At 70.0% G+C, this 18,803-nt stretch carries 16 protein-coding genes and 3 pseudogenes; 14 read left to right on the top strand and 5 right to left on the bottom strand.

What is annotated here, in order from left to right; all coding sequences use genetic code 11:
- The 3 genes and pseudogenes from AB0N06_RS22905 to AB0N06_RS22895 all read left to right on the top strand — a co-directional run.
- Positions 1 to 578 (top strand): annotated as a pseudogene (locus tag AB0N06_RS22905) (collagen-like protein); the annotation flags it as partial.
- A gap of 296 nt (positions 579 to 874) precedes the next feature.
- Positions 875 to 1,357: a tetratricopeptide repeat protein gene (locus AB0N06_RS22900; protein ID WP_366136537.1), complete on the top strand. Its 483-nt coding sequence runs from the start codon at positions 875 to 877 to the stop codon at positions 1,355 to 1,357.
- Positions 1,354 to 2,628: a glycosyltransferase gene (locus AB0N06_RS22895; protein ID WP_366136536.1), complete on the top strand. Its 1,275-nt coding sequence runs from the start codon at positions 1,354 to 1,356 to the stop codon at positions 2,626 to 2,628. The genes AB0N06_RS22900 and AB0N06_RS22895 overlap by 4 nt, the downstream gene beginning before the upstream one ends.
- A 170-nt stretch (positions 2,629 to 2,798) precedes the next feature.
- Here AB0N06_RS22895 and trpS read toward each other — a convergent pair whose 3' ends face one another.
- Positions 2,799 to 3,857, bottom strand: coding sequence for a tryptophan--tRNA ligase (gene trpS / locus AB0N06_RS22890; protein ID WP_366136535.1), 1,059 nt, complete (start codon positions 3,855 to 3,857; stop codon positions 2,799 to 2,801).
- A gap of 269 nt (positions 3,858 to 4,126) precedes the next feature.
- On the opposite strand from trpS, the pseudogene AB0N06_RS22885 reads away from it, so the two are divergent.
- Positions 4,127 to 4,294 (top strand): annotated as a pseudogene (locus AB0N06_RS22885) (methyltransferase); the annotation flags it as partial.
- A gap of 165 nt (positions 4,295 to 4,459) precedes the next feature.
- Positions 4,460 to 6,463, top strand: a complete 2,004-nt coding sequence (locus tag AB0N06_RS22880; RefSeq protein WP_366136534.1) for an Ig-like domain repeat protein — start codon at positions 4,460 to 4,462, stop codon at positions 6,461 to 6,463.
- A 93-nt stretch (positions 6,464 to 6,556) separates the two neighbouring features.
- Here AB0N06_RS22880 and AB0N06_RS22875 read toward each other — a convergent pair whose 3' ends face one another.
- On the bottom strand, positions 6,557 to 6,685 hold the full coding sequence (locus AB0N06_RS22875; RefSeq protein ID WP_234432866.1) for a DUF6126 family protein: 129 nt from the start codon (positions 6,683 to 6,685) through the stop codon (positions 6,557 to 6,559).
- A 166-nt stretch (positions 6,686 to 6,851) separates the two neighbouring features.
- On the opposite strand from AB0N06_RS22875, the gene AB0N06_RS22870 reads away from it, so the two are divergent.
- From AB0N06_RS22870 to AB0N06_RS22860, 3 genes are all read left to right on the top strand, one after another.
- Entirely contained in the window at positions 6,852 to 7,934 is a 1,083-nt protein-coding gene (locus AB0N06_RS22870; protein WP_037701859.1) for an LLM class flavin-dependent oxidoreductase, read from the top strand.
- Positions 7,935 to 7,940: 6 nt separating this feature from the next.
- Complete coding sequence (locus AB0N06_RS22865) at positions 7,941 to 8,591, top strand: FMN reductase (RefSeq protein ID WP_366136533.1); 651 nt, start codon at positions 7,941 to 7,943, stop codon at positions 8,589 to 8,591.
- Between the two features lie 125 nt (positions 8,592 to 8,716).
- Positions 8,717 to 9,139 carry a universal stress protein gene (locus tag AB0N06_RS22860; protein ID WP_366136532.1) on the top strand — a complete coding sequence of 141 codons (423 nt, stop codon included), beginning with the start codon at positions 8,717 to 8,719 and terminating at the stop codon, positions 9,137 to 9,139.
- A gap of 200 nt (positions 9,140 to 9,339) precedes the next feature.
- On the opposite strand, the gene AB0N06_RS22855 is transcribed toward AB0N06_RS22860, so the two are convergent.
- Positions 9,340 to 9,744 carry a hypothetical protein gene (locus tag AB0N06_RS22855; RefSeq protein WP_366136531.1) on the bottom strand — a complete coding sequence of 135 codons (405 nt, stop codon included), beginning with the start codon at positions 9,742 to 9,744 and terminating at the stop codon, positions 9,340 to 9,342.
- Positions 9,745 to 9,862: 118 nt separating this feature from the next.
- On the opposite strand from AB0N06_RS22855, the gene AB0N06_RS22850 reads away from it, so the two are divergent.
- The 3 genes from AB0N06_RS22850 to AB0N06_RS22840 all read left to right on the top strand — a co-directional run bounded on the left by AB0N06_RS22850 (position 9,863) and on the right by AB0N06_RS22840 (position 11,985).
- Positions 9,863 to 10,750, top strand: a complete 888-nt coding sequence (locus tag AB0N06_RS22850; protein WP_366136530.1) for a hypothetical protein — start codon at positions 9,863 to 9,865, stop codon at positions 10,748 to 10,750.
- 43 nt (positions 10,751 to 10,793) lie between these two features.
- Entirely contained in the window at positions 10,794 to 10,937 is a 144-nt protein-coding gene (locus AB0N06_RS22845) for a hypothetical protein (RefSeq protein ID WP_366136529.1), read from the top strand.
- Between the two features lie 103 nt (positions 10,938 to 11,040).
- Positions 11,041 to 11,985: an NADP-dependent oxidoreductase gene (locus AB0N06_RS22840; protein WP_366136528.1), complete on the top strand. Its 945-nt coding sequence runs from the start codon at positions 11,041 to 11,043 to the stop codon at positions 11,983 to 11,985.
- Positions 11,986 to 12,090: 105 nt separating this feature from the next.
- On the opposite strand, the gene AB0N06_RS22835 is transcribed toward AB0N06_RS22840, so the two are convergent.
- Positions 12,091 to 12,501, bottom strand: coding sequence for an RNA-binding S4 domain-containing protein (locus AB0N06_RS22835; protein ID WP_358860864.1), 411 nt, complete (start codon positions 12,499 to 12,501; stop codon positions 12,091 to 12,093).
- A 250-nt stretch (positions 12,502 to 12,751) separates the two neighbouring features.
- Here AB0N06_RS22835 and AB0N06_RS22830 point away from each other — a divergent pair, with 250 nt between their 5' ends.
- Together AB0N06_RS22830 and AB0N06_RS22825 are read left to right on the top strand one after the other, a co-directional pair.
- Positions 12,752 to 14,230: an APC family permease gene (locus AB0N06_RS22830; RefSeq protein WP_366136527.1), complete on the top strand. Its 1,479-nt coding sequence runs from the start codon at positions 12,752 to 12,754 to the stop codon at positions 14,228 to 14,230.
- A gap of 51 nt (positions 14,231 to 14,281) precedes the next feature.
- Complete coding sequence (locus AB0N06_RS22825) at positions 14,282 to 15,253, top strand: hypothetical protein (protein ID WP_366136526.1); 972 nt, start codon at positions 14,282 to 14,284, stop codon at positions 15,251 to 15,253.
- Between the two features lie 18 nt (positions 15,254 to 15,271).
- Here the strand turns inward: AB0N06_RS22825 and AB0N06_RS22820 are convergent, their stop codons facing one another.
- Positions 15,272 to 17,341 (bottom strand): PhoX family phosphatase, encoded by a 2,070-nt coding sequence (locus AB0N06_RS22820; RefSeq protein ID WP_366136525.1) that lies wholly within the window; start codon positions 17,339 to 17,341, stop codon positions 15,272 to 15,274.
- Between the two features lie 236 nt (positions 17,342 to 17,577).
- On the opposite strand from AB0N06_RS22820, the pseudogene AB0N06_RS22815 reads away from it, so the two are divergent.
- Positions 17,578 to 18,803, top strand: a pseudogene (locus AB0N06_RS22815) (hypothetical protein); the annotation flags it as partial.

The raw sequence follows: 18,803 nt of genomic DNA, 5'->3' as shown, positions 1-18,803 counted from the left end.
AAGGCGACACCGGCCTCCAGGGAATCCCCGGCAACCAGGGCTTCCAAGGCGACACCGGAGCCACCGGACCCCAAGGCAACCAAGGCCTCCAGGGCGACCAGGGCCTCCAGGGCATCCCCGGCAACCAGGGCTTCCAAGGCGACACCGGAGCCACCGGACCCCAAGGCAACCAAGGCCTCCAGGGCGAAACCGGCGCCTCAGGACCCCAGGGCCTCCAGGGCGACACCGGCGCCTCAGGACCCCAGGGCTTCCAGGGCATCACCGGATCCCAAGGAGCGCAGGGCCTCCAGGGCGACACCGGCTTCCAAGGTGCCGCCGGCCCTCAGGGGAACCAGGGCGCCCAGGGCATGAGCTCCGGGGCGCAGAGCCAGGTCGTCACGACTACCAACCCAGGTAACGCCGTTGCCTCGTGCCCCGCCGGCCAATTCGCCGTGAGTGGCGGCTACCAGAGCGCGGCGGGAGCCGCCCACAAGGTCATCCACAACGGTCCTGTCGGCGGCTCTCCGGCCACTGGCTGGCAGGTCACCGATGAGGACGGCGCTTCACCCGTCACTGCATACGCGGTCTGCGCGCCGTGATTCCTGGCCGTGAGCCTCCTGCCCGGTCGGCCGGGGCTCACGGCCAACTGTGCCGACGACGCCGCCAGGGGCGCCGTCGGTACAACTGCCCCGTACTCGGCCCTGGCGGCCGACTCATTCGCGATACCGAACCGATGAGGTAGAACCCCGTGAAAAAGCGGATGGGACTGTGGACCGGACTCGCAGCAACGGTCGTCGCCGCCAACGTGGTGACCGGTTGGGTCCACCTGCCCACAGGGGCCTCCAGGACCACACCCAGGGCTGGATCGGGGCCCACGGCCAAGTTCGTTCCGAAGGTGGAACGACTGCTCCAAGCAGGCATCAAGCAGGGTGAGAACAAGGATCTTTCTGGGGCGACACGTAGCTTCAGACAGGTCCTGGACCTGGATCCTGCCAACAAACTCGCCTGGTACAACCTCGGCGTCGTCGCCCAGAAAGACAAAAAGACGGCCGACGCCCGCGCGGCTTACGACAAGGCGCTCAAGATCGATCCGGATTTCGAATCGGCGCTCTACAACAAGGCGATCCTGATCGGGACGAGCGACACCGATCAGGAGATCGAGATCCTGCAGCACATCGTGGACGCCAACCCCAAGGCCGCCACGGCCTATCTGCACCTTGGACAGGCCCTGACCAAGAAGGGCCGTGACGGCGAGGCCGAGGACGCCTTCGGCCTCGCCGTCCGCGCCGACCCTTCCCTCCGACAGCTCGTCCCGGAACAGTTCCGGAATCCCACGAGCCCAGCACCGACAGCCACTCAGGCAGGTACCAAAAGATGACTTCTCTCCCGACCCCGAAGTTCTCTGTCTTCACCCCCAGCCATCGACCGCGTTTCCTGGACGAATGCCTCGCGACCCTGCAGGCGCAGACCCGCACCGACTGGGAGTGGGTCGTGCTCCTCAACAACGGCGCGCGCTGGCGGCCCGAACAGCCCGATGACCGCGTCCGGGTAGAGATCGCGGACGACGTCACGGGCGTCGGAGCGGCCAAGCGCCGCGCCTGCGAACTGGCACGCGGAGAGATCCTCGTCGAACTCGACCACGACGACCTGCTGGCGAAGGACTGCCTGGCGGAACTGTCGGAGGCTTTCGACGAGCATCCCGACGTCGTCTTCGTCTACAGCCATACCGCTCAGATCACCGAAGACGGAGGCCGGGACGACTCGCGGTTCAACGAGGCGCACGGCTGGCAGTACGAAGAAGTGAATGTCGACGGTCGTCAGCTCCTGCAGGCCGTCTCCATGGCACCGACGCCGCACAACGTCTCGTACATCTGGTACGCCCCCAACCATGTGCGGGCGTTCCGTAAGGGCGCGTACGAGCAGGTCGGTGGGTACGATGCCACGCGCACGGTGCTGGACGACCAGGACTTGATGTGCCGTCTCTTTCAGGTGGGGGAATTCCAGTTGATCCCTCGCTGCCTGTATCTGCAGCGGCAGCACCCTCACAACACCCAGCGCGATACCGAAATCAACGCACACATCCAGCGCGAGACGGTCGCCCTGTACGACAAATATGTTGAGGTCAACGCGCTCGCCTGGACCAAGCGGCGCGGACTCCTCGCGCTGGACCTCGGCGCTGCGCACCGCAAGCCGCCCGGCTACATGGGAGTGGACCAGTACCCGAGGGACGGCGTCGACATCGTCGCGACGCTGCCCGGACCGCTGGACCTCCCCGACGACTCGGTCGGCCTGCTCCGGGCGGTGGACTTCCTGGAGCACGTACCTGCGAAGATTCCGCTGATCAACGAGCTGTACCGCCTGCTGGCACCGGGCGGCATGCTTCTTAGCCGGACTCCCAGCTCCGACGGCCGGGGCGCCTACCAGGACCCGACACATGTCGCCTATTACAACGAGAACTCGTTCTGGTACTACACCGACGACCAGTACCGCGCCTTCGTACCGGAAATCCGGGCCCGGTTCCAGCGTTCGCGGTTGGTCACCTACTTCCCTACTGACTGGCACTCCAGGAACAACATCTCTTACGTGCAGGCCAATCTGATCGCGATGAAGGACGGCGCCGAGCGGTGCGGCGGTCTCCTGCTGGTGTGATGCCTTCCACCGGGAGCGTGGACGCCCTTCATGCGGCGGAGGCCGGCGCAGCCGGCCTCCGCCGCATGGGTGCGGCACTGATCCTGGATGTACCGGCACGGAACGCCCTGGCCCGAAGCCGACCCGGCCCGACCGACCCGACCTGGCTGCCCTGACCTGGCCGGAATCCGCTACAGCACGCCCCCCATCACCCCCCGCACCTCTGCCAGCGTGGCCTCGGCGACGGCATTGGCCCGCTCGTTGCCCGTCCGCAGGACCGACCGTACGTACGCCATGTCCTGCGCGTACTCCGCCCGCCGCGCACGCACCGGCGCCAGCCGCTCGTTGACGGCGTCCGTCACGGTCCGCTTGAGCACAGCGCCACCGCCGTCTCCGATCTCCGCGGCGACCTCGTACGGGTCGCGGTCGAGGCAGAGCGCGGCGAGGAGTACGAGCCCCGACACTTCGGGCCGGGTCTCCGGTTCGTACGTGATGTGCCGGTCGGTGTCCGTCTTCGCCCCGCGGATCAGCCGGGCGGTCTCGTCGGCGGTGGCGCCGAGCGCGATCGAGTTGCCCCGGCTCTTGCTCATCTTGCCGCCGTCGGTGCCGAGCAGGAGGGGCGCGGCGGAGAGCAGGGCGTCAGGCTCCGGGAAGACCGTCCCGTACCGCTCGTTGAAACGGCGGGCGACGCTCCGGGTCACTTCGAGGTGCGGCAGCTGGTCCTGTCCGACGGGGACGAGGTTGCCCTTGCAGAACAGGATGTCGGCGGCCTGGTGCACGGGATACGTGAACATCAGCCCGCTGACGGCGGACTGCCGAGAGTGCGCGATCTCGTCCTTGACGGTGGGATTACGGTTCAGCTCGGCAACGGAGACGAGGCTGAGGAACGGCAGCATCAGCTGGTTCAGCGCGGGCACGGCGCTGTGGTTGAAGATCGTGGTGCGGGCCGGGTCGATACCGATGGCCAGGTAGTCCAGCAGCATCCCCTCCATGTGCTCGGTGAGCCGGTCGGCGACGTCCCGGTCGGTGAGCACCTGGTAGTCGGCGATGATCACGAAGACGTCCACGCCGAGGTCCTGGAGCCGGACACGGTTGTGGAGGGTCCCGAAGTAGTGCCCGAGGTGCAGCGCCCCGGTGGGCCGGTCACCGGTCATCACCCGGAACCGCCCGGGATCCTGCTGGATCTGCTGCTCCAGCTCGGCACTGCGGCGCTGAGCCGGGGTGGTGACGGGTGCGGCGACGGTGGTCATGGGTCTCTCCTCGCGGGTGCTGGTTGCGTGGAGGACGGCCCGCTGGGAGCGGCATCCGTACCCGTGCGAGGGCGCAGAAAAGGGCCGTCCGTATCGAACGGCCCTGGTTCCGTGCAGATGAGGCGGCCGCTCCTAAGTGGAGCGCCACCAGTTTCGGCACGGTACGGAGGTCATGGGCCGAGTGTAACGCGACACGGCGACACGCTCACGCGGAATACGGGTGCTGATGGTGTGGTGCCGGTACGCGGTGGTCAGCACCCTCTACAGGAATCCCGCTCCGGCTCGTCGAGCAGGTCCGGCCCGCCGGTGTCATCATGGCGCCGCTGGCTCGTACGTTCTGCAGCGGAGCACTCGTACGGCTCACCGTGCAGGACGACAGGCGGGCATCGGGGACGTTCTGCGGCAAAGCGTCGTACATGCCGATGCGCTCACACCGCGCAGGGCCGGGGCGCCGGTCGACGACGCGACCGCCCGCTCCCGCAGACCCGGGCTCGCTCCAGCGAAGTTGCTGACGCGGTGAGTTGCATGTTGGACCCATGTCCTACGCTGCGATCACCGCGCCCGGATACACGGGCCGGTTTCACAGTGGGGGGATACCACTCGTGCCCAGACGCACTCTTACGGCTGCGACAGCTCTCGCAGTGCTCTTCAGCTCGGCCGCACTGGTGGCCGGCACAGCGGGGTCGGCCGCGGCCGACTCCAGCAAGGTTCTGCCGGTGAAGTCCGCCGGTGACATCGTGGTGGACGGCGTCCACCAGAAGGTCTTCATCAGCGATCCGTACGGCGGGACGCTCATCGCCACCGACTACTCCGGTACGGTGCTGGCCACTCTGACCGGTCTGACGGGCGTGGACGGGCTCGCCCTGTCCGCCGACTCGGGGCAACTGTACGCAGCCGTCCCCGGCGACGACTCCATCGTGTCCGTCGAGACGCAGACGGTCACCCGGACCGCCCGGTACGCGACCGGTGACGGCACCGACCCGGAGCACCTTGCGCTCGCGGGCGGCAAGATCTGGTTCGGGTACGGCAGCAACGGCCATGGCGACATCGGTTCGCTCGACCTGTCCGGCGCCGAGCCCGTGGTGACCCTCGGCCAGGACCCCGAGACCGGTTACGCCGTCGCTCCGAAGCTCGCCTCCACTCCGGGCGCCCCGAACGTGCTGGCCGCCGGTTCCCCGGATTACCACGGGTCCTCGCTCGGCGTGTACGACGTATCCACCGGCACGGCGAACCGTACCGCTCAGTATGCGAGCGGCACCGGCGTGCCGTGGCTGGGGATAACGTCCGATCTCGCGCTCACGCCGGACGGCAGTGGGCTCGTCACCGCCAATCCGGGCAACCACCACCGGCTGTGGCGGACTTCGGACCTCACCGACGTGGGGGCCTACCCGTCCGCGTACCACCCCGACGCGGTGGCCATCGCCCCCGACGGCACGGTCGCGGCGGGCACCTCGTCCCCGTACGACCCGGACCTCTACGTCTTCACGCCTGGGACCACAGCCGCGGTCCGGCAGTACGACCTGCCCGACACGGACGACTCCATCAGCGGCGGCGACGAAGTCGTCTCCAGCGGTCTGGCCTGGGAGCCGGGCGGGAGCCGCCTGTTCGCGGTGACCAGCAACAGCAAGGGCGACCACGCTCTCCGTGTCCTGACCGACCCCACCAAGTCGGCCCCGACGATGACCGTGACCGCGCCGGCCTCCGCGACCCGCGCCAAGCCGCTCACGGTCAAGGGCACGCTCAAGGCCACCCTGCCGCTTCCGGCCGGGACGCCGCTGACCGTCACCCGTACCGACATGGAGTCCCCGAGCGGCAAGTCTCTCGGGACGAAGTCGCTCGGGACGAACGGCGCGTTCTCGTTCACGGACACCCCGCCCGCAGGCGGCAAGGTCACGTACAAGGTGTCGTACGCCGGTGACGCCACGCACACCCCGGCCTCCGCGTCCGCGAAGGTGGACGTCTCCCGGGCGACGCCCTCGCTGACCCTGAACCACAACGGCGCCCTGTACTCGTACGGCGCCGATGTCTCGTTCACGGCGCACCTCGGTACGACGTACAAGAACCGCACCGTCGAGATCTGGGCCGACCCCTTCGGCGCCGACAAGCCGAAGAAGCTGATCAAGACCGGCACGGTCAACTCCAGCGGCAACCTGTCGGCGACCGTCGACATGACCCGGGACACCACGGTGACCGCCGTGTTCGCGGGCGATGCCCGGTACGCGTCGAAGTCCGTGAAGTCGACCGCGTACGCCAAGGTCAAGGTCTCCACGTCGGTCGCCAAGCAGTACAAGACGGCGAAGATCGGCTCCACCTCGTACGCGTACTTCCACAAGACGACCAACCCGGTCTTCACCACGACCATGACGTACTACAAGAACCGCTCGCAGAGGCTGAACCTGGAGATCTACTACCAGGGAAGGTGGTACGAGGCGGGCTCGCAGTACTTCAAGCTCGGGGCCAATGGGAAGTCTGTCGTGACGCTGACCGGTACGCACGACACCGGATACCGGATGCGCATGCGTGCGTCATACATCAACGGTTCGTCCGGCGACAACGTGAACTCCACCACCCACGGCGCCTGGAAGTACTTCTACTTCACGAAGTAGGGCCGTCAGACCCTCAGCCCACGGCCGTGGGAGTCCTTGCCGCAATCGCGGCGAGAACTCCCACGGCCGTTCGCGTTCCGTCCGGCGAACGGCTCACTTGTGGGCGTGCTCGCCCACGTAGAACAGCAGGTAGACGAAGCCCGCGAAGAGATGCGTGGCGAAGACGTAGACGAAGACGCGCAGCGCGACGCCACGCTCCTTCCAGCTCTCGCTCTCGCTCACGGGCCCTGCTTCCTTCTTGCCGACGCGTTCCTGGCCTGTCTCGCCGTCCAGGGTACGCGTCGCCAAGAGCCCCGCTCCGGCGACGGAATAGGCAGAAGGGGGGCCCCGTTGTAGGGTGTGACTCAAGTAGTTCAAGCTTCAACCATCACCCACGGAGGCGGGCGCCATGGAGTTCGGGATCTTCACCGTCGGAGACGTCACCACCGACCCCACCACCGGCAGGACGCCGACCGAGCACGAGCGGATCAAGGCGACCCTCGCGATCGCCCTCAAGGCCGAGGAAGTGGGCCTGGACGTCTTCGCGACCGGCGAGCATCACAACCCGCCGTTCGTCCCGTCCTCGCCGACGACCACGCTCGGCTACATCGCCGCCCGCACCGAGAACCTCATCCTGTCGACGTCCACGACGCTGATCACCACCAACGACCCGGTGAAGATCGCCGAGGACTACGCGACGCTGCAGCACCTCGCGGACGGCCGGGTCGACCTGATGATGGGGCGCGGCAACACCGGGCCGGTCTACCCGTGGTTCGGCAAGGACATCCGCCAGGGAATCCCGCTCGCCATCGAGAACTACGCCCTGCTGCACAAGCTGTGGCGGGAGGACGTCGTCGACTGGGAGGGCAGGTTCCGTACGCCCCTGCAGTCCTTCACCGCGACCCCGCGCCCGCTGGACGGCGTCCCGCCGTTCGTCTGGCACGGCTCCATCCGCTCCCCGGAGATCGCGGAGCAGGCCGCGTACTACGGCGACGGGTTCTTCCACAACAACATCTTCTGGCCCATCGAGCACACCAAGAAGATGGTGGACCTCTACCGGCAGCGGTACGCGCACTACGGGCACGGCACCGCCGAGCAGGCCATCGTCGGCCTCGGCGGCCAGGTGTTCATGCGGAAGAACTCGCAGGACGCGGTACGGGAGTTCCGCCCGTACTTCGACAACGCGCCGGTCTACGGGCACGGGCCCTCCCTGGAGGACTTCTCGCAGCAGACGCCGCTGACCGTCGGCTCCCCGCAGGAGGTCATCGAACGGACCCTGTCGTTCCGTGACGCCGTCGGCGACTACCAGCGCCAGCTGTTCCTGATGGACCACGCGGGACTCCCGCTGAAGACGGTCCTGGAGCAGCTCGACATTCTCGGCGAGGAGGTCGTCCCGGTGCTGCGCAAGGAGTTCGCCAACATGCGGCCGGCCGGAGTGCCGGAATCCGCCCCCGTCCACCCGGCCGTCGCCGCCCGCACGAAGGAGATCTGACCCACCATGCAGAACGAGGCTCTGAAGATCGTCGCCGTGTCCGCAGGGCTGAGCCAGCCGTCGTCGACCCGGCTGCTGGCCGACCGGCTGGCAGCAGCCGCCCGGGAGCGGCTGGCCGCCGAGCAGGACCGGCCGGTGGAGGTCCGGGTGATCGAGCTGCGCGATCTGGCCGTCGACATCGCGAACCACCTGGTGACGGGGTTCCCGCCGCGGGCGCTGAGCGAGGCGATCGGCGCGGTGACGGCGGCGGACGGCCTGATAGCCGTGTCGCCGGTCTTCACCGCCTCGTACAGCGGACTGTTCAAGTCGTTCTTCGACCTGATCGACAACACGGCGCTGACCGGCAAACCCGTCCTCATCGCGGCGACCGGCGGCACCGGCCGGCACTCGCTCGTCCTGGAGCACGCGATGCGGCCGCTCTTCGCCTACCTGCGAGCCACCGTCGTACCGACGTCCGTGTACGCCGCGTCGGAGGACTGGGGCTCGTCCGGTGACGAGTACACCGAGGGTCTGCCGTCCCGGATCCGGCGCGCGGGCGGCGAACTCGCGGGGATGATCGCGGGCGGCCGGGCGGTCTCCGGGGCGTCCAGGGCACGGGGGCTCGACGACGAGGTGGTGCCGTTCGAGCAGCAACTGGCCGACCTGCGGCTGGACTGACCTGCCGCTGCCCGGGCGGGGTGGGCCCACCCGGGGGCTTCTGTCCGGTTTGATTACAGTGACCCGTAACGATGCACCGTGAGGTGTATCACGCAGATGTGAGCTGAACCGACCTGGAGGCAGAGATGGGCAGGATCGTGGTGGGCGTGGACGGCTCCGAGTCGTCGATCAAGGCGCTGCACTGGGCCGTACGCCAGGCCGAGCTGACCGGTGACTCGGTGGAGGCCGTCAACAGCTGGGAGTACCCCGCGACGAGCTGGGCGTCCATGATGCCGGGTATGCCGGAGGACTTCGATCCGCAGGCCCTGGCGACCGTCTCGCTCACCGAGGCGCTGGAGGAGGCCCTCGGCGCCGAGGGCGCGGCCGCGGTCAACAAGATCGTGGTGATCGGCAACCCGGCGCAGGCCCTGCTGGACCGCGCGAAGGGCGCGAACCTGCTGGTCGTCGGGGCACGCGGATACAGCGGCTTCAAGGCGACCCTGCTCGGCTCCGTCAGCCTTCATGTCACCCAGCACGCGCCGTGCCCGGTGACGGTCGTCCGCGACTGACCGAGTGAACTCGACGAACGAAGAGGAGGGGCGGTCCCGTTCGGGACCGCCCCTCCTCTTGTCCGCGGCGTCCTTCGTGCGCGCCTCGCGTTCCACCGCCGGCCTCCTCGTGCCGGACGGTCCCGCCCGGCCTTGCCGATGCTGGGGCTTCCCCCGCGGAGAAGGTCAAGGATGAAGGAAGGAGGAGACGGGGCGCGGAGTCAGTCCTCCGTCACGTGGAACACGTAGAAGGCGCACACCCACATTCCGAATCCGGTCACCAGGGCCAGGATGGTGGACGCGAGCACGCTCTTGTCGGACAGGCTGTACAGGAAACCGACCGCACCGCCGAACAGCGCGCCGTACGCGGTGGCCTTGGTTCCTGAGGGCAGTCGCTTCTGTACCCGGCCGAGGCCGTAGCAGAGCGCCGCCAGCACGGCGCCGGTGATCAGACCGAGCGCGAGCTGTGTGCCGGTGAGCACACCGCCGCCGCGCACGATGGACGTCGCCCACCAGCCCCCGATCACGCCCAGGGCGACGGGCATGGCCCAGCTGAGTGTGCTGGGGCGGTGGGTGCGCGCCCGCGCGCGGCGGCGGCGCGTCGGCACCGAGGCGTGTGTCGTCATGGCCGAAAGCTCCTTCCTTCACCCCGTTCCCTCCAGAGCACACCCGGCCGTGGGGCCCGGCAACTCGAATGGGGTACCGCCCGGAGCGCACCGCTGCCGTCCGGGATTCCCTTGAGGGGTGCGGACCTCTCTCTCGGTGGCGTTGTCGACGGTACTGGTTGTGCTGCTCGCCGTCCTCGTCCCGCTGAGTGCGCTGGCCGCCTGGGTCGATCTGGAGATCGACAACACGGACCGGTACGTCGCCGCGGTGGAGCCGCTCGCCTCCGACCCCGATGTGCAGGCCATCGTGGCCGGTCTGATCACCGACGAGGCGATGAAGAAGATCGAAGCCGGGCCGCTCCAGGCCACCGTGCGGGGCTTCCTGTACGAGGCGGTGCAGTCGTTCACCACCACCGATGCCTTCCGTACCGCTTGGGACGCCGCCAACCGCACCGCCCACAAGGCGGTCACCGCCGCGCTGAACGGGAAGACCGGCGAGGCAGTGACCATCGATCTGGCGGCGGTGACGGAGCAGGTCAAAAACAATCTGCTGGACAACGGGGTACCGTTCGCCGACCGGATCCCGGTCCAGCACACCGAGATCACGCTGATCTCCGCCGACCGCGCCGACCAGCTGCGCCACACCTTCCGCCTGCTCCGGACCGGCAGCATCTGGCCCGCCGTCGGGACCGTGCTGTTCACTCTCGCGGCCGTGGCCGTCGCGGCGGTGCGCGGCCGGCCGGGCCGCCGGGGCGCCGCCCTCGCCGCGCTGACGGCCACGGCGCTCGTCGGGCTCGGATTCACCCTCGGCGCACTGGTGCTGCGCGCACTGCTCGCGATGGCCCGGAACCGGGTGCTGGCCGGGGTGCCGGGCAGCGACCATGACGCGGCGGCAGCGGTGTACGACGCGCTGACGGCTTCGCTCCGTACGACGGTGTGGATCGTCCTCGGTACGGGGCTGGCGGTGGCGCTGTGTGCGGCGGCCGCGCGGGTGTGGGTGGGTCGGGGATCCGCCGCACGGACGTGATCCGGCCCGCCTCGCCAACGCCCCCCGTGCGTACTCCTGGCCTGTGGGCCGCTCCACTCCACCGCGCACCCGGATCGACCATGTGCCGGTCAGCGACGACTTCTCGGTACGGTCCGCCCGCTTCCCGCGCCTCGACGGCACCGACCACCGGGCGCTCCTCGTCGGGCTCGACCTGCACGCCGGCTGAGCGCTGGGCGCCGCACCCGGTTCGACGTGCGGCGGCGCGCGGGCCGGGCAAGAGTGGAGTGCAGGACTGCGTGACCGTCGGGGCCGACTGAGAGGTCTTCCGTATGCGAGCCATAGCCGTCAGCGCGTTCCGGGCCGATCCTTCACTGATCGAGCTTCCCAAGCCGGATCCACGGGCCGGCGAGGTGCGGGTGAAGATCATGTACGCCGCGCTCAACCCGTGCGACTGGAAGATCGCGGACAGCGCCCCGGAAGGGGCTGCGGAGCCGGTGTTCCCGCTGATCGTCGGCGTGGACTACGCGGGCCGGGTGGACATGATCGGCAGCGGCGAGAACCGCTTCCGGGTGGGCGACGAGGTCTTCGGCCGGGTGAGCGGATCGCCGGCCGGCCAGGGGACGTACTGCGACTACGTGTCCGTCCCGCAGGACTCCGCGATCACCCTGGTCCCGAACGGTCTCCCGCTCCGGGCCGCCGCGGCGCTCCCGTCCGCCGGGATGACCGCGGCGCAACTCCTGGAGACCGCGGTGCTCCGCGGCCACGAGAGTCTGATCATCATCGGAGCGGCGGGCGGCGTCGGCAGCTATCTGACCCAGTTCGCGTCCGCCCGGGACCTGCGCGTCATCGCCGCCGTGCGCGGCGACGAGCACAGGCGGATGAGGGCGCTCGGAGCCGCGGTCACGATCGACACGACAGCCCGTCCGCTCGAAGCGGCGGTACGGGAGGCATGCCCGGAAGGCATCGACGCGCTCGTCGACCTGGTGTCCACCACCCCGGACGGCTTCGCGGCGCATGCGGCGCTGGTCCGAGCCGGAGGCGTGGCCGTCTCCACGCGGGGTGTCGCCGGGCGGGCCGCTCTTCCCACCGGTGTCAGCGGTATCGACTTCCGCCTGGAGCCGACACCCGTGCTGCTCGACGTCCTGGCGACGGGGGCCCTGGAGGGTGTGCTCAAGGTGCCCATCGACATCGAACTCCCGCTGGAGAAGGCCCCGCAGGCGCTCGACCGGAACCGCACGGGCGGCGCCCGCGGCAAGACCCTGTTCGCGCTCTGATCCGCGGCGTACGGACCGAGCTGCCGAAGGTCGTGGCGGCACGGGCGATCGCCTCACCGCAGCCGAGGGCGTCGGGAAGCCCACTCCCTGTCGTGGGGGAGGCCGTCAGGCCGGCCGGCCCCCGTGGCCGCGGCTCTGCAGGCGTTCCATCTCGCGGCGGTCGCGCTTGGTCGGGCGGCCCGTGCCACGGTCGCGGACCGGCACCTGGATGACCGCTTCGCGCGGCGGCGGGGGCGGGCTGTTGTCGACGAAGCACTCCGCCGCCACCGGCGGGCCGACCCGCTTCTTCACGATCCTGGACACGACGACGATCCGGTCGCGGCCGGCGTGCCGGAGCCGCACCTCGTCCCCCACATGCAGGGTCTGCGCCGGCTTGGCACGGTCCCCGTTGACCTTGACGTGCCCCGCGCGGCAGGCGGCAGCGGCCTGCGAGCGGGTCTTGGTCAGCCGTACCGACCAGATCCAGCTGTCGACGCGGACGCTTCCCTCCGCCTGCGGTGCCTCACCCGAAACCATGTCTCCGACTGTAGGCCTTCCGCCCGGGCTGTGAACCTCGTACAGGACTCACGTAACACTCTTACCGCTCAAGCCGACACAGCTGTAATCACAGGACTACGATGCGGACGATCTTTCCGAACGGACTGACCGAATCCGTTCGGAGTTTCGAAGATCTGTCTCTGACATGCCGCCACATGTCGTGCCTCTGAGGGATGTACGGGGATTCCGCCGTGGCACGCCGTAATTCCGGAAGCAGTTGAGAACAGCGATGCGCAACACGCCCGCCCGGCCCGGCCGTGGGCTCCAGCCCAATGCCCTCGGTACGTTCAACACGATCGTGATGGCGGTCGCGGGCAGCGCCCCCGCCTATTCGCTGGCCGCCACCAGTGCCGTGCTCGTCGGTACGGTCGGTCTCGGCGGGCCCGCCGCCCTGCTGTACTGCGCGATACCGATGCTCGGCATCGCCCTCGCCTACCGGCAGCTCGGCCGGATCGACGTCAACGCGGGCGCCGGTTACTCCTGGGTCGGCAGGACCCTGCACCCTTTCCTCGGTTTCCTCAGCGGCTGGGCGCTGGTCGTCGCGGCGACCCTGTTCATGGTCGCCGGATCGCTGCCCGCAGGGACGATGACGCTCACCGTCATCGACTCGCACTCCGCCGACAACACGACACTCGCCACCCTCATCGGGGCGGGCTGGTTCCTGCTGATGCTGCTCGTCGTGCTCGGCGGGGTCCGGCTCAGTGCCCGAACCCAGCTGCTCATCTCCGGGGTCGAGCTGGTGATCCTGCTGCTCTTCGCAGTCGTCGCGCTGGTCCACGGCTCCAGCGCCGGGGCCGGTGCCGCACACGCCTTCGAATGGTCCTGGCTCGGCCTCGGGCACTTCGACGGGGTCTCCGACTTCGCCTCCGGCGCGCTGATCGCCGCGTTCTACTACTGGGGCTGGGACGTCACCGGCAACCTCAGCGAGGAGACCCGCGACAGCCGCCGCACCGCGGGGCTGGCCGGGATCATCGGCGTGCTCACCGTCTTCGCGCTCGTCGAAGTGTTCGCGATCGCGGTGAACGTGATCCTCTCCGCCGACGACATCCAGCAGCACAGCGCCAACGTCCTGACCGTGCTCGGGGAGAAGGTGTGGCCCGGCGTCGGCGGAAAACTTCTGGTGATGGCGGTGATGCTGTCCACCGTCGCGACCCTGCAGACCACGCTCATCCAGGTCACGCGCTCCCTGTTCGCGATGGGCCGCGACCGCACGATGCCCGCCGCGTTCGGCCGGGTGCACCGCAGCTGGAACACGCCGTGGGTGGCTGTCGCGGCCGTGGGCGGGGTCGCCCTCGGCCTGATCCTCGCCTCGCTCGCCCTCGGCCGCGTGCAACGGATCCTGGGTGTGGCCGTGCAGGCCATCGGGCTGCAGATCGCCGTGTACTACGGGCTCGCCGGGCTGGCCGCCGTCGTTGCGTACCGCAAACTGCTCCTGCGCTCGGTCTCGGACTTCGTCCTCGGCGGGCTCTGGCCGCTGGCCGGCTCGCTCTTCATGTTCTGGATCTTCTTCGAGGCGCTCGGCGACTTCAGCAGAACGGCGCTCGCACTCGGCCTCGGCGGTCTTGCCGTGGGTGTCGTCCCGATGCTCTGGTACCGGCGGCGCGGCAGCTCGTACTACCGTCCGGCGAAGCTCGATGCTTCGCGGACCGTGCAGGCCGAGGATTCGTCCGGTTGCACCGATTCCGCCACGATCCTCACCGACTTCTGATCCCCGGCCCCTCCGCCCCCACCAGCCCCGAGAGGAGACGACCCTCCGAGCATGGCTGTACGCCGACGCCGCACCCTCCCACCCGTGCGCTTCGACCCGGATTTCGGCGACCGGTCGCTCACCGCGGCCCGCCAGGACATCGTCATCGGCCGCTGGCAGGGCGTACGCGATCTGCTGCATGCCACCGGCAACGCGTGGGCGCTGCGCACCCACCGGACCCGGCTGCTCGCCCACGCCACCGCGGGCAGCTCCACCGCGGAGGCCTGGCTCGCCGCCGAACCGAAGAACGCCGACGCGCACGTACTGAAGGCGGCGACCGAGGTCGTACGGCTCTTCGGGCGGGCCGTCATGGCGGGCCGCGGCATCGCCGTCGACCAGGACCGGGTGGACCGGGTCGTCAGCTGCTGCCTGCGGGCCGCCGAGGCTTGCCCGTCCGACCCGATGCCGTGGGCGTCGCTGCTGACCGTGGCGCGGCTGTACGAGGACGGGGCCCGACGCCGGATCACACAGTGGTGGGACGAACTGCTGCGCCGCGACCCCCACCACATGGAGGGGCACACGCAGCTGCTGCGCTACTACTCGGCGCGCTGGCACGGCACCCACGGCACCATGTACGACTTCGCGCGCGACGCGGCGGGCGCGGCGCCGCCCGGTTCGTCGCTTCCGGTGCTGGTGCAGATCGCCAGGGTCGAGGAGTACCGGTACGTCTCCGATGCCACGCACGGGCGGCCCGTCGTGGCGCCGCGCACCGGGCAGCAGCACTGGGACCACGAGCTGGCGGTGACCGAGGTGTGCCGAACCTGGGAGCGGTGGCTCGGGATGCGCGCGGCGGGGCCGGTGCCCCCGGAGGAGGTCGGCGAGCTGAACTACCTCGCGCACGCGGCCTGTTACGCGGGGCGTCCCGCGGAGGCCGCAGACGCGTTCCGGCTGCTGGACGGGCGGGCGGTGCTGGTGCCGTGGTCCTACACCGGGGACGCGGAGGCGCAGTTCACGCGGTGGCGCCGCCAGGTCGCCACCGCGTGAACCCTTGCGCGGGCGGGCTCAGACTCCGATGTCGCGGCCGTCCTTGCGCCAGACGGCGACGACCGACGGGCGCACGATCCTGCCCGGACCGTCCGGCCAGCTGCTCGCCGGCTTCTCGACGGACGCGCCGTCGATCTCGCCCGGGTGCTGCACCGCGACGAGCACCCGGCGGTCCTGGACCAGCGGACCGCAGGTCTCGGCGCCGCTCGGCACAGTCAGGAACTGCTTGAGCTCACCGCGCCGCTCGCCCTGGGTGGCGACCCCGAACAGACCGTCGTGCGAGCCGAGCTGGTTGCCGTCCGTGGCGATCCACAGGTTGCCGTGCGGGTCGAACGCCACGTTGTCCGGGCAGGAGATGGGGCTGACCTTCTCCTTGGGGAAGCCGGAGAAGTACGTCGCCGGGTCGTTCGGGTCGCCGGCGACGAGGAACAGTCGCCAGGCGAAGCCGTCCGAGGCCGGGTCGTCCCTGTGCTCGGCCAGCTCCAGGATCTGGCCGTGCTTGTTGTTGTTGCGCGGGTTCGCCTCGTCGGCCGGGGCACTGCCGGCGGTGCCGCGCTTGGTGTTGTTGGTCAGCACGACGTAGACCCGGCCGGTGCGCGGCGACGGCTCGACGTCCTCGGGGCGGTCCATCTTCGTGGCGCCGACCTTGTCACCGGCCAGTCGCGTGAAGACGTACACCTCCTCGGCGGTCATCCCGGGCACGTGGGAGGTGTTGCCCGTCGCCAGCGGGATCCAGACGCCACTGCCGTCGAACTCACCGTCGGAGGGAAGCTTCCCGGTGCCGTCGAACTCAGCGGCCGGGGAGTCGCCGGTCAGCTTGGCGACGTACAACGTCCCCTCGTCCAGGAGGGTGAGGTTGTGCTCGCGGGCCGCCCGCGAGTTCCCCTTCTTCATCTTCTTCGACGATACGAACTTGTAGAAGTAGTCGAAGCGTTCGTCGTCGCCCATGTAGACGACCGGCCGGCCGTCGGCGGTCAGTCGGGGCTGCGCGGCCTCGTGCTTGAAGCGGCCGAGCGCGGTGCGCTTGCGCGGCGTCGCGTCCGGGTCGTACGGGTCGAGCTCGACGACCCAGCCGAAGCGGTGCGCCTCGTTCGGCTCCTGCGCCAGGTCGAACCGCTTGTCGAAACGCTCCCACTTGCGCTCGGTGGCGCCGGCCGCGATGCCGTACCGCTTGTCGGTGTCGCTGGAGCCGTTGGCGAAGTACTGGTTGAAGTTCTCCTCGCCGTGCAGCGTGGTGCCCCACGGGGTCGTGCCGCCCGCGCAGTTGTTGAGCGTGCCGAGCACCTTGCGGCCGGTGCGGTCGGCGGACGTACGGAGCAGGGGGCTGCCCGCGACCGGGCCGGTGACCTCGAACTCGCTGGTCGCGGTGAGGCGGCGGTTCAGCGGGTGGCGGCTGACCGGCGACACCTTGCCGGTGCGGCTCTCGTCCTGGACGACGACTACGGACAGTCCGTGCGCGGCCCAGGCGATCTCGACCTGCTCGCGGGTCGGGTTGGCCGGATCGTAGCCACGGAACATGAGGTTCTCGTCCGTGTACTCATGGTTGGCGACCAGGACCTGACGGCCGCGCTCACCAGGGAGCGGGAGCAGGGAGAGGAAGTCGTTGTTGTAACCGAACTGGCCCGCCTGCGCCTTCGCGGACTGCTTGTCCGGGTCGAAGGCGGGCGCGCCGCGCAGAATCGGCTCGCCCCAGCGGATCACGACATTCTGGTCGTAGCCGTCCGGGACGGTGACCTTGTCGTCCTTGTTCGGCGCGACGGGCGCGAAGCGCAGACCACGGGCGCCGGAGGCGGCGGGAGTCGTCGGCCTGCCCGGCGTGTGCCCGTGGCCCGCGAGCTCTGCGGCCTCGGCCTGCGGCGCGGCCGGGCCGGCCAGGACGGTCGTCCCGGCGGCAGCGGCGACGGTCACCACGGCCGCGGCACGCATCATCGAACGGCGCGAAAGGGCACCGGCGATGACATCGCCGACGTATTCGTTGTCGCTGGTGTTCGGAATCTCCTGGAAGCAGGCGTCGCCACAGCGGTAGCGGCAGGTCAGCGCAGAGCGCCCGCCCGGGTGCGAACTGATGAGCGGCAGCAGGTTGCGCACGTGTTTCCCTCCGTATGTGTGTCTCGTGTGACGGTAAGTGCGCTGTCATGCAGCACGAGGCACTCGGCATGAACGGAGAGTGAAGTCAGGGCCACCGCAGCCCATTTGACACGGGCGCGGGCCGCACCAACGAACGGCCGGATCTGGCCGCTAACCTTACGTATCCGCCCTGGCCAGGGATAAATTCCCGCAGTACGGACATTCATCGCACCCAACTCATGCGAAAGGCCTCGCCCATGGGCATTCGGAGCTTGCTGCGCAAGGTGTTCGGCCGCGACCGCGCGGAGCAGGACGAACCGACGACGGCCACGGTCCCGCCCCAGACGGAGCGCACCGGGCCGACGGAGTCGGAGCCCGTCGCGGTGACGGTGGCGGCGGACGAGACGGTGGCGGCATCCACCCCGCCCGCCAAGGCCTCGGTGCCCGCTCCCGCCTCGCGCCGGTCCGCCTCGCCCGAGAGCGGACTGGCGGCGGACCTGGTGGCGGAGGCCTTCGACAGGCCATCGGCCCCCACCTCGAGGTCCACCCCTACAGTCCCGGCCCAGGGCTCGGCCCCGGAGCCGGCCGCGGCCGAGACCGCGTCAGAGCCGGTCGCGGAGGCGGTCGCTGTGGTGCCGGAAGCGGAGCCGGTCGCTGTGGTGCCCGAGGCGGAGGCGGAGGCGGTCGCTGCGGAGCCCGAGGCGGAGGTTGAAGCGGAGCCGGCCGCCGCCGAGGCCCAGGTTGAGCCGGCCGCCGCCGAGGCCCAGGTTGAGCCGGCCGCCGCCGAGGCCGAGGTCGAAGCCGAGCCGGTCGCCGCCGAGGCCCAGGTTGAGCCGGTCGCCGCCGAAACCCAAATTGAGCCGGCCGCCGCCGAGGTCGAAGTCGAAGTCGAGCCGGAGGTTACTCCCGAGGCTGCGGTGGAGCCGGAAGCGGAGGCGCTCACTGCGGTGCCCGAGGCCGAGCCGGTCGCAGCCGAGGCCCAGGTCGAAGCCGAGCCTGTGGCCGCCGAGGCCCAGCGGGAGGCCACTGCCGAGACCGAGCCCGAGGGCGAGCCGGTTGCTGCCAAGGGCGAGGACGAGGCCGCGCCGGTCGCCGTCGAAGCCCCGTCGAAGGTCGCCGCCGAGGCTGAGCCGGAGGCCGCCGCCGAGGTCGAGGTCGAAGCCGAGCCGGTCGCCGCCGAAGTCGAGCCGGAGGATGCTGCCGAGGCTGCGGTGGAGCCGGAAGCGGAGGCGCTCACTGCGGTGCCCGAGGCCGAGCCGGTCGCCGCCGAGGCCCAGTCGAAGGCCGCCGCCGAGGTCGAGGTCGAAGCCGAGCCGGTCGCCGTGGCCCCCGCGCCGGAGGCCCCCGTCGAAGCCGAACCGGTCGCCGCCGAGGCTGAGCCCGAGGTCGAGCCGGTCGCCGTGGCCCCCGCGCCGGAGGCCCCCGTCGAAGCCGAACCGGTCGCCGCCGAGGCTGAGCCCGAGGTCGAGCCGGTCGCCGTGGC

It is taken from the genome of Streptomyces sp. NPDC051020 (assembly GCF_040683105.1).
GTDB lineage: Bacteria > Actinomycetota > Actinomycetes > Streptomycetales > Streptomycetaceae > Streptomyces.
This window is presented reverse-complemented; position numbering and strand designations above follow the sequence as displayed.

Bases quoted from the DNA above. Each gene is read 5' to 3' on its own strand.
- AB0N06_RS22895 (WP_366136536.1), top strand. From the start codon at position 1,354: ATGACTTCTCTCCCGACCCCGAAGTTCTCTGTCTTCACCCCCAGCCAT.
- trpS (WP_366136535.1), bottom strand. From the start codon at position 3,857: ATGACCACCGTCGCCGCACCCGTCACCACCCCGGCTCAGCGCCGCAGT.
- AB0N06_RS22870 (WP_037701859.1), top strand. From the start codon at position 6,852: ATGGAGTTCGGGATCTTCACCGTCGGAGACGTCACCACCGACCCCACC.
- AB0N06_RS22865 (WP_366136533.1), top strand. From the start codon at position 7,941: ATGCAGAACGAGGCTCTGAAGATCGTCGCCGTGTCCGCAGGGCTGAGC.
- AB0N06_RS22860 (WP_366136532.1), top strand. From the start codon at position 8,717: ATGGGCAGGATCGTGGTGGGCGTGGACGGCTCCGAGTCGTCGATCAAG.
- AB0N06_RS22855 (WP_366136531.1), bottom strand. From the start codon at position 9,744: ATGACGACACACGCCTCGGTGCCGACGCGCCGCCGCCGCGCGCGGGCG.
- AB0N06_RS22840 (WP_366136528.1), top strand. From the start codon at position 11,041: ATGCGAGCCATAGCCGTCAGCGCGTTCCGGGCCGATCCTTCACTGATC.
- AB0N06_RS22835 (WP_358860864.1), bottom strand. From the start codon at position 12,501: ATGGTTTCGGGTGAGGCACCGCAGGCGGAGGGAAGCGTCCGCGTCGAC.
- AB0N06_RS22830 (WP_366136527.1), top strand. From the start codon at position 12,752: ATGCGCAACACGCCCGCCCGGCCCGGCCGTGGGCTCCAGCCCAATGCC.
- AB0N06_RS22825 (WP_366136526.1), top strand. From the start codon at position 14,282: ATGGCTGTACGCCGACGCCGCACCCTCCCACCCGTGCGCTTCGACCCG.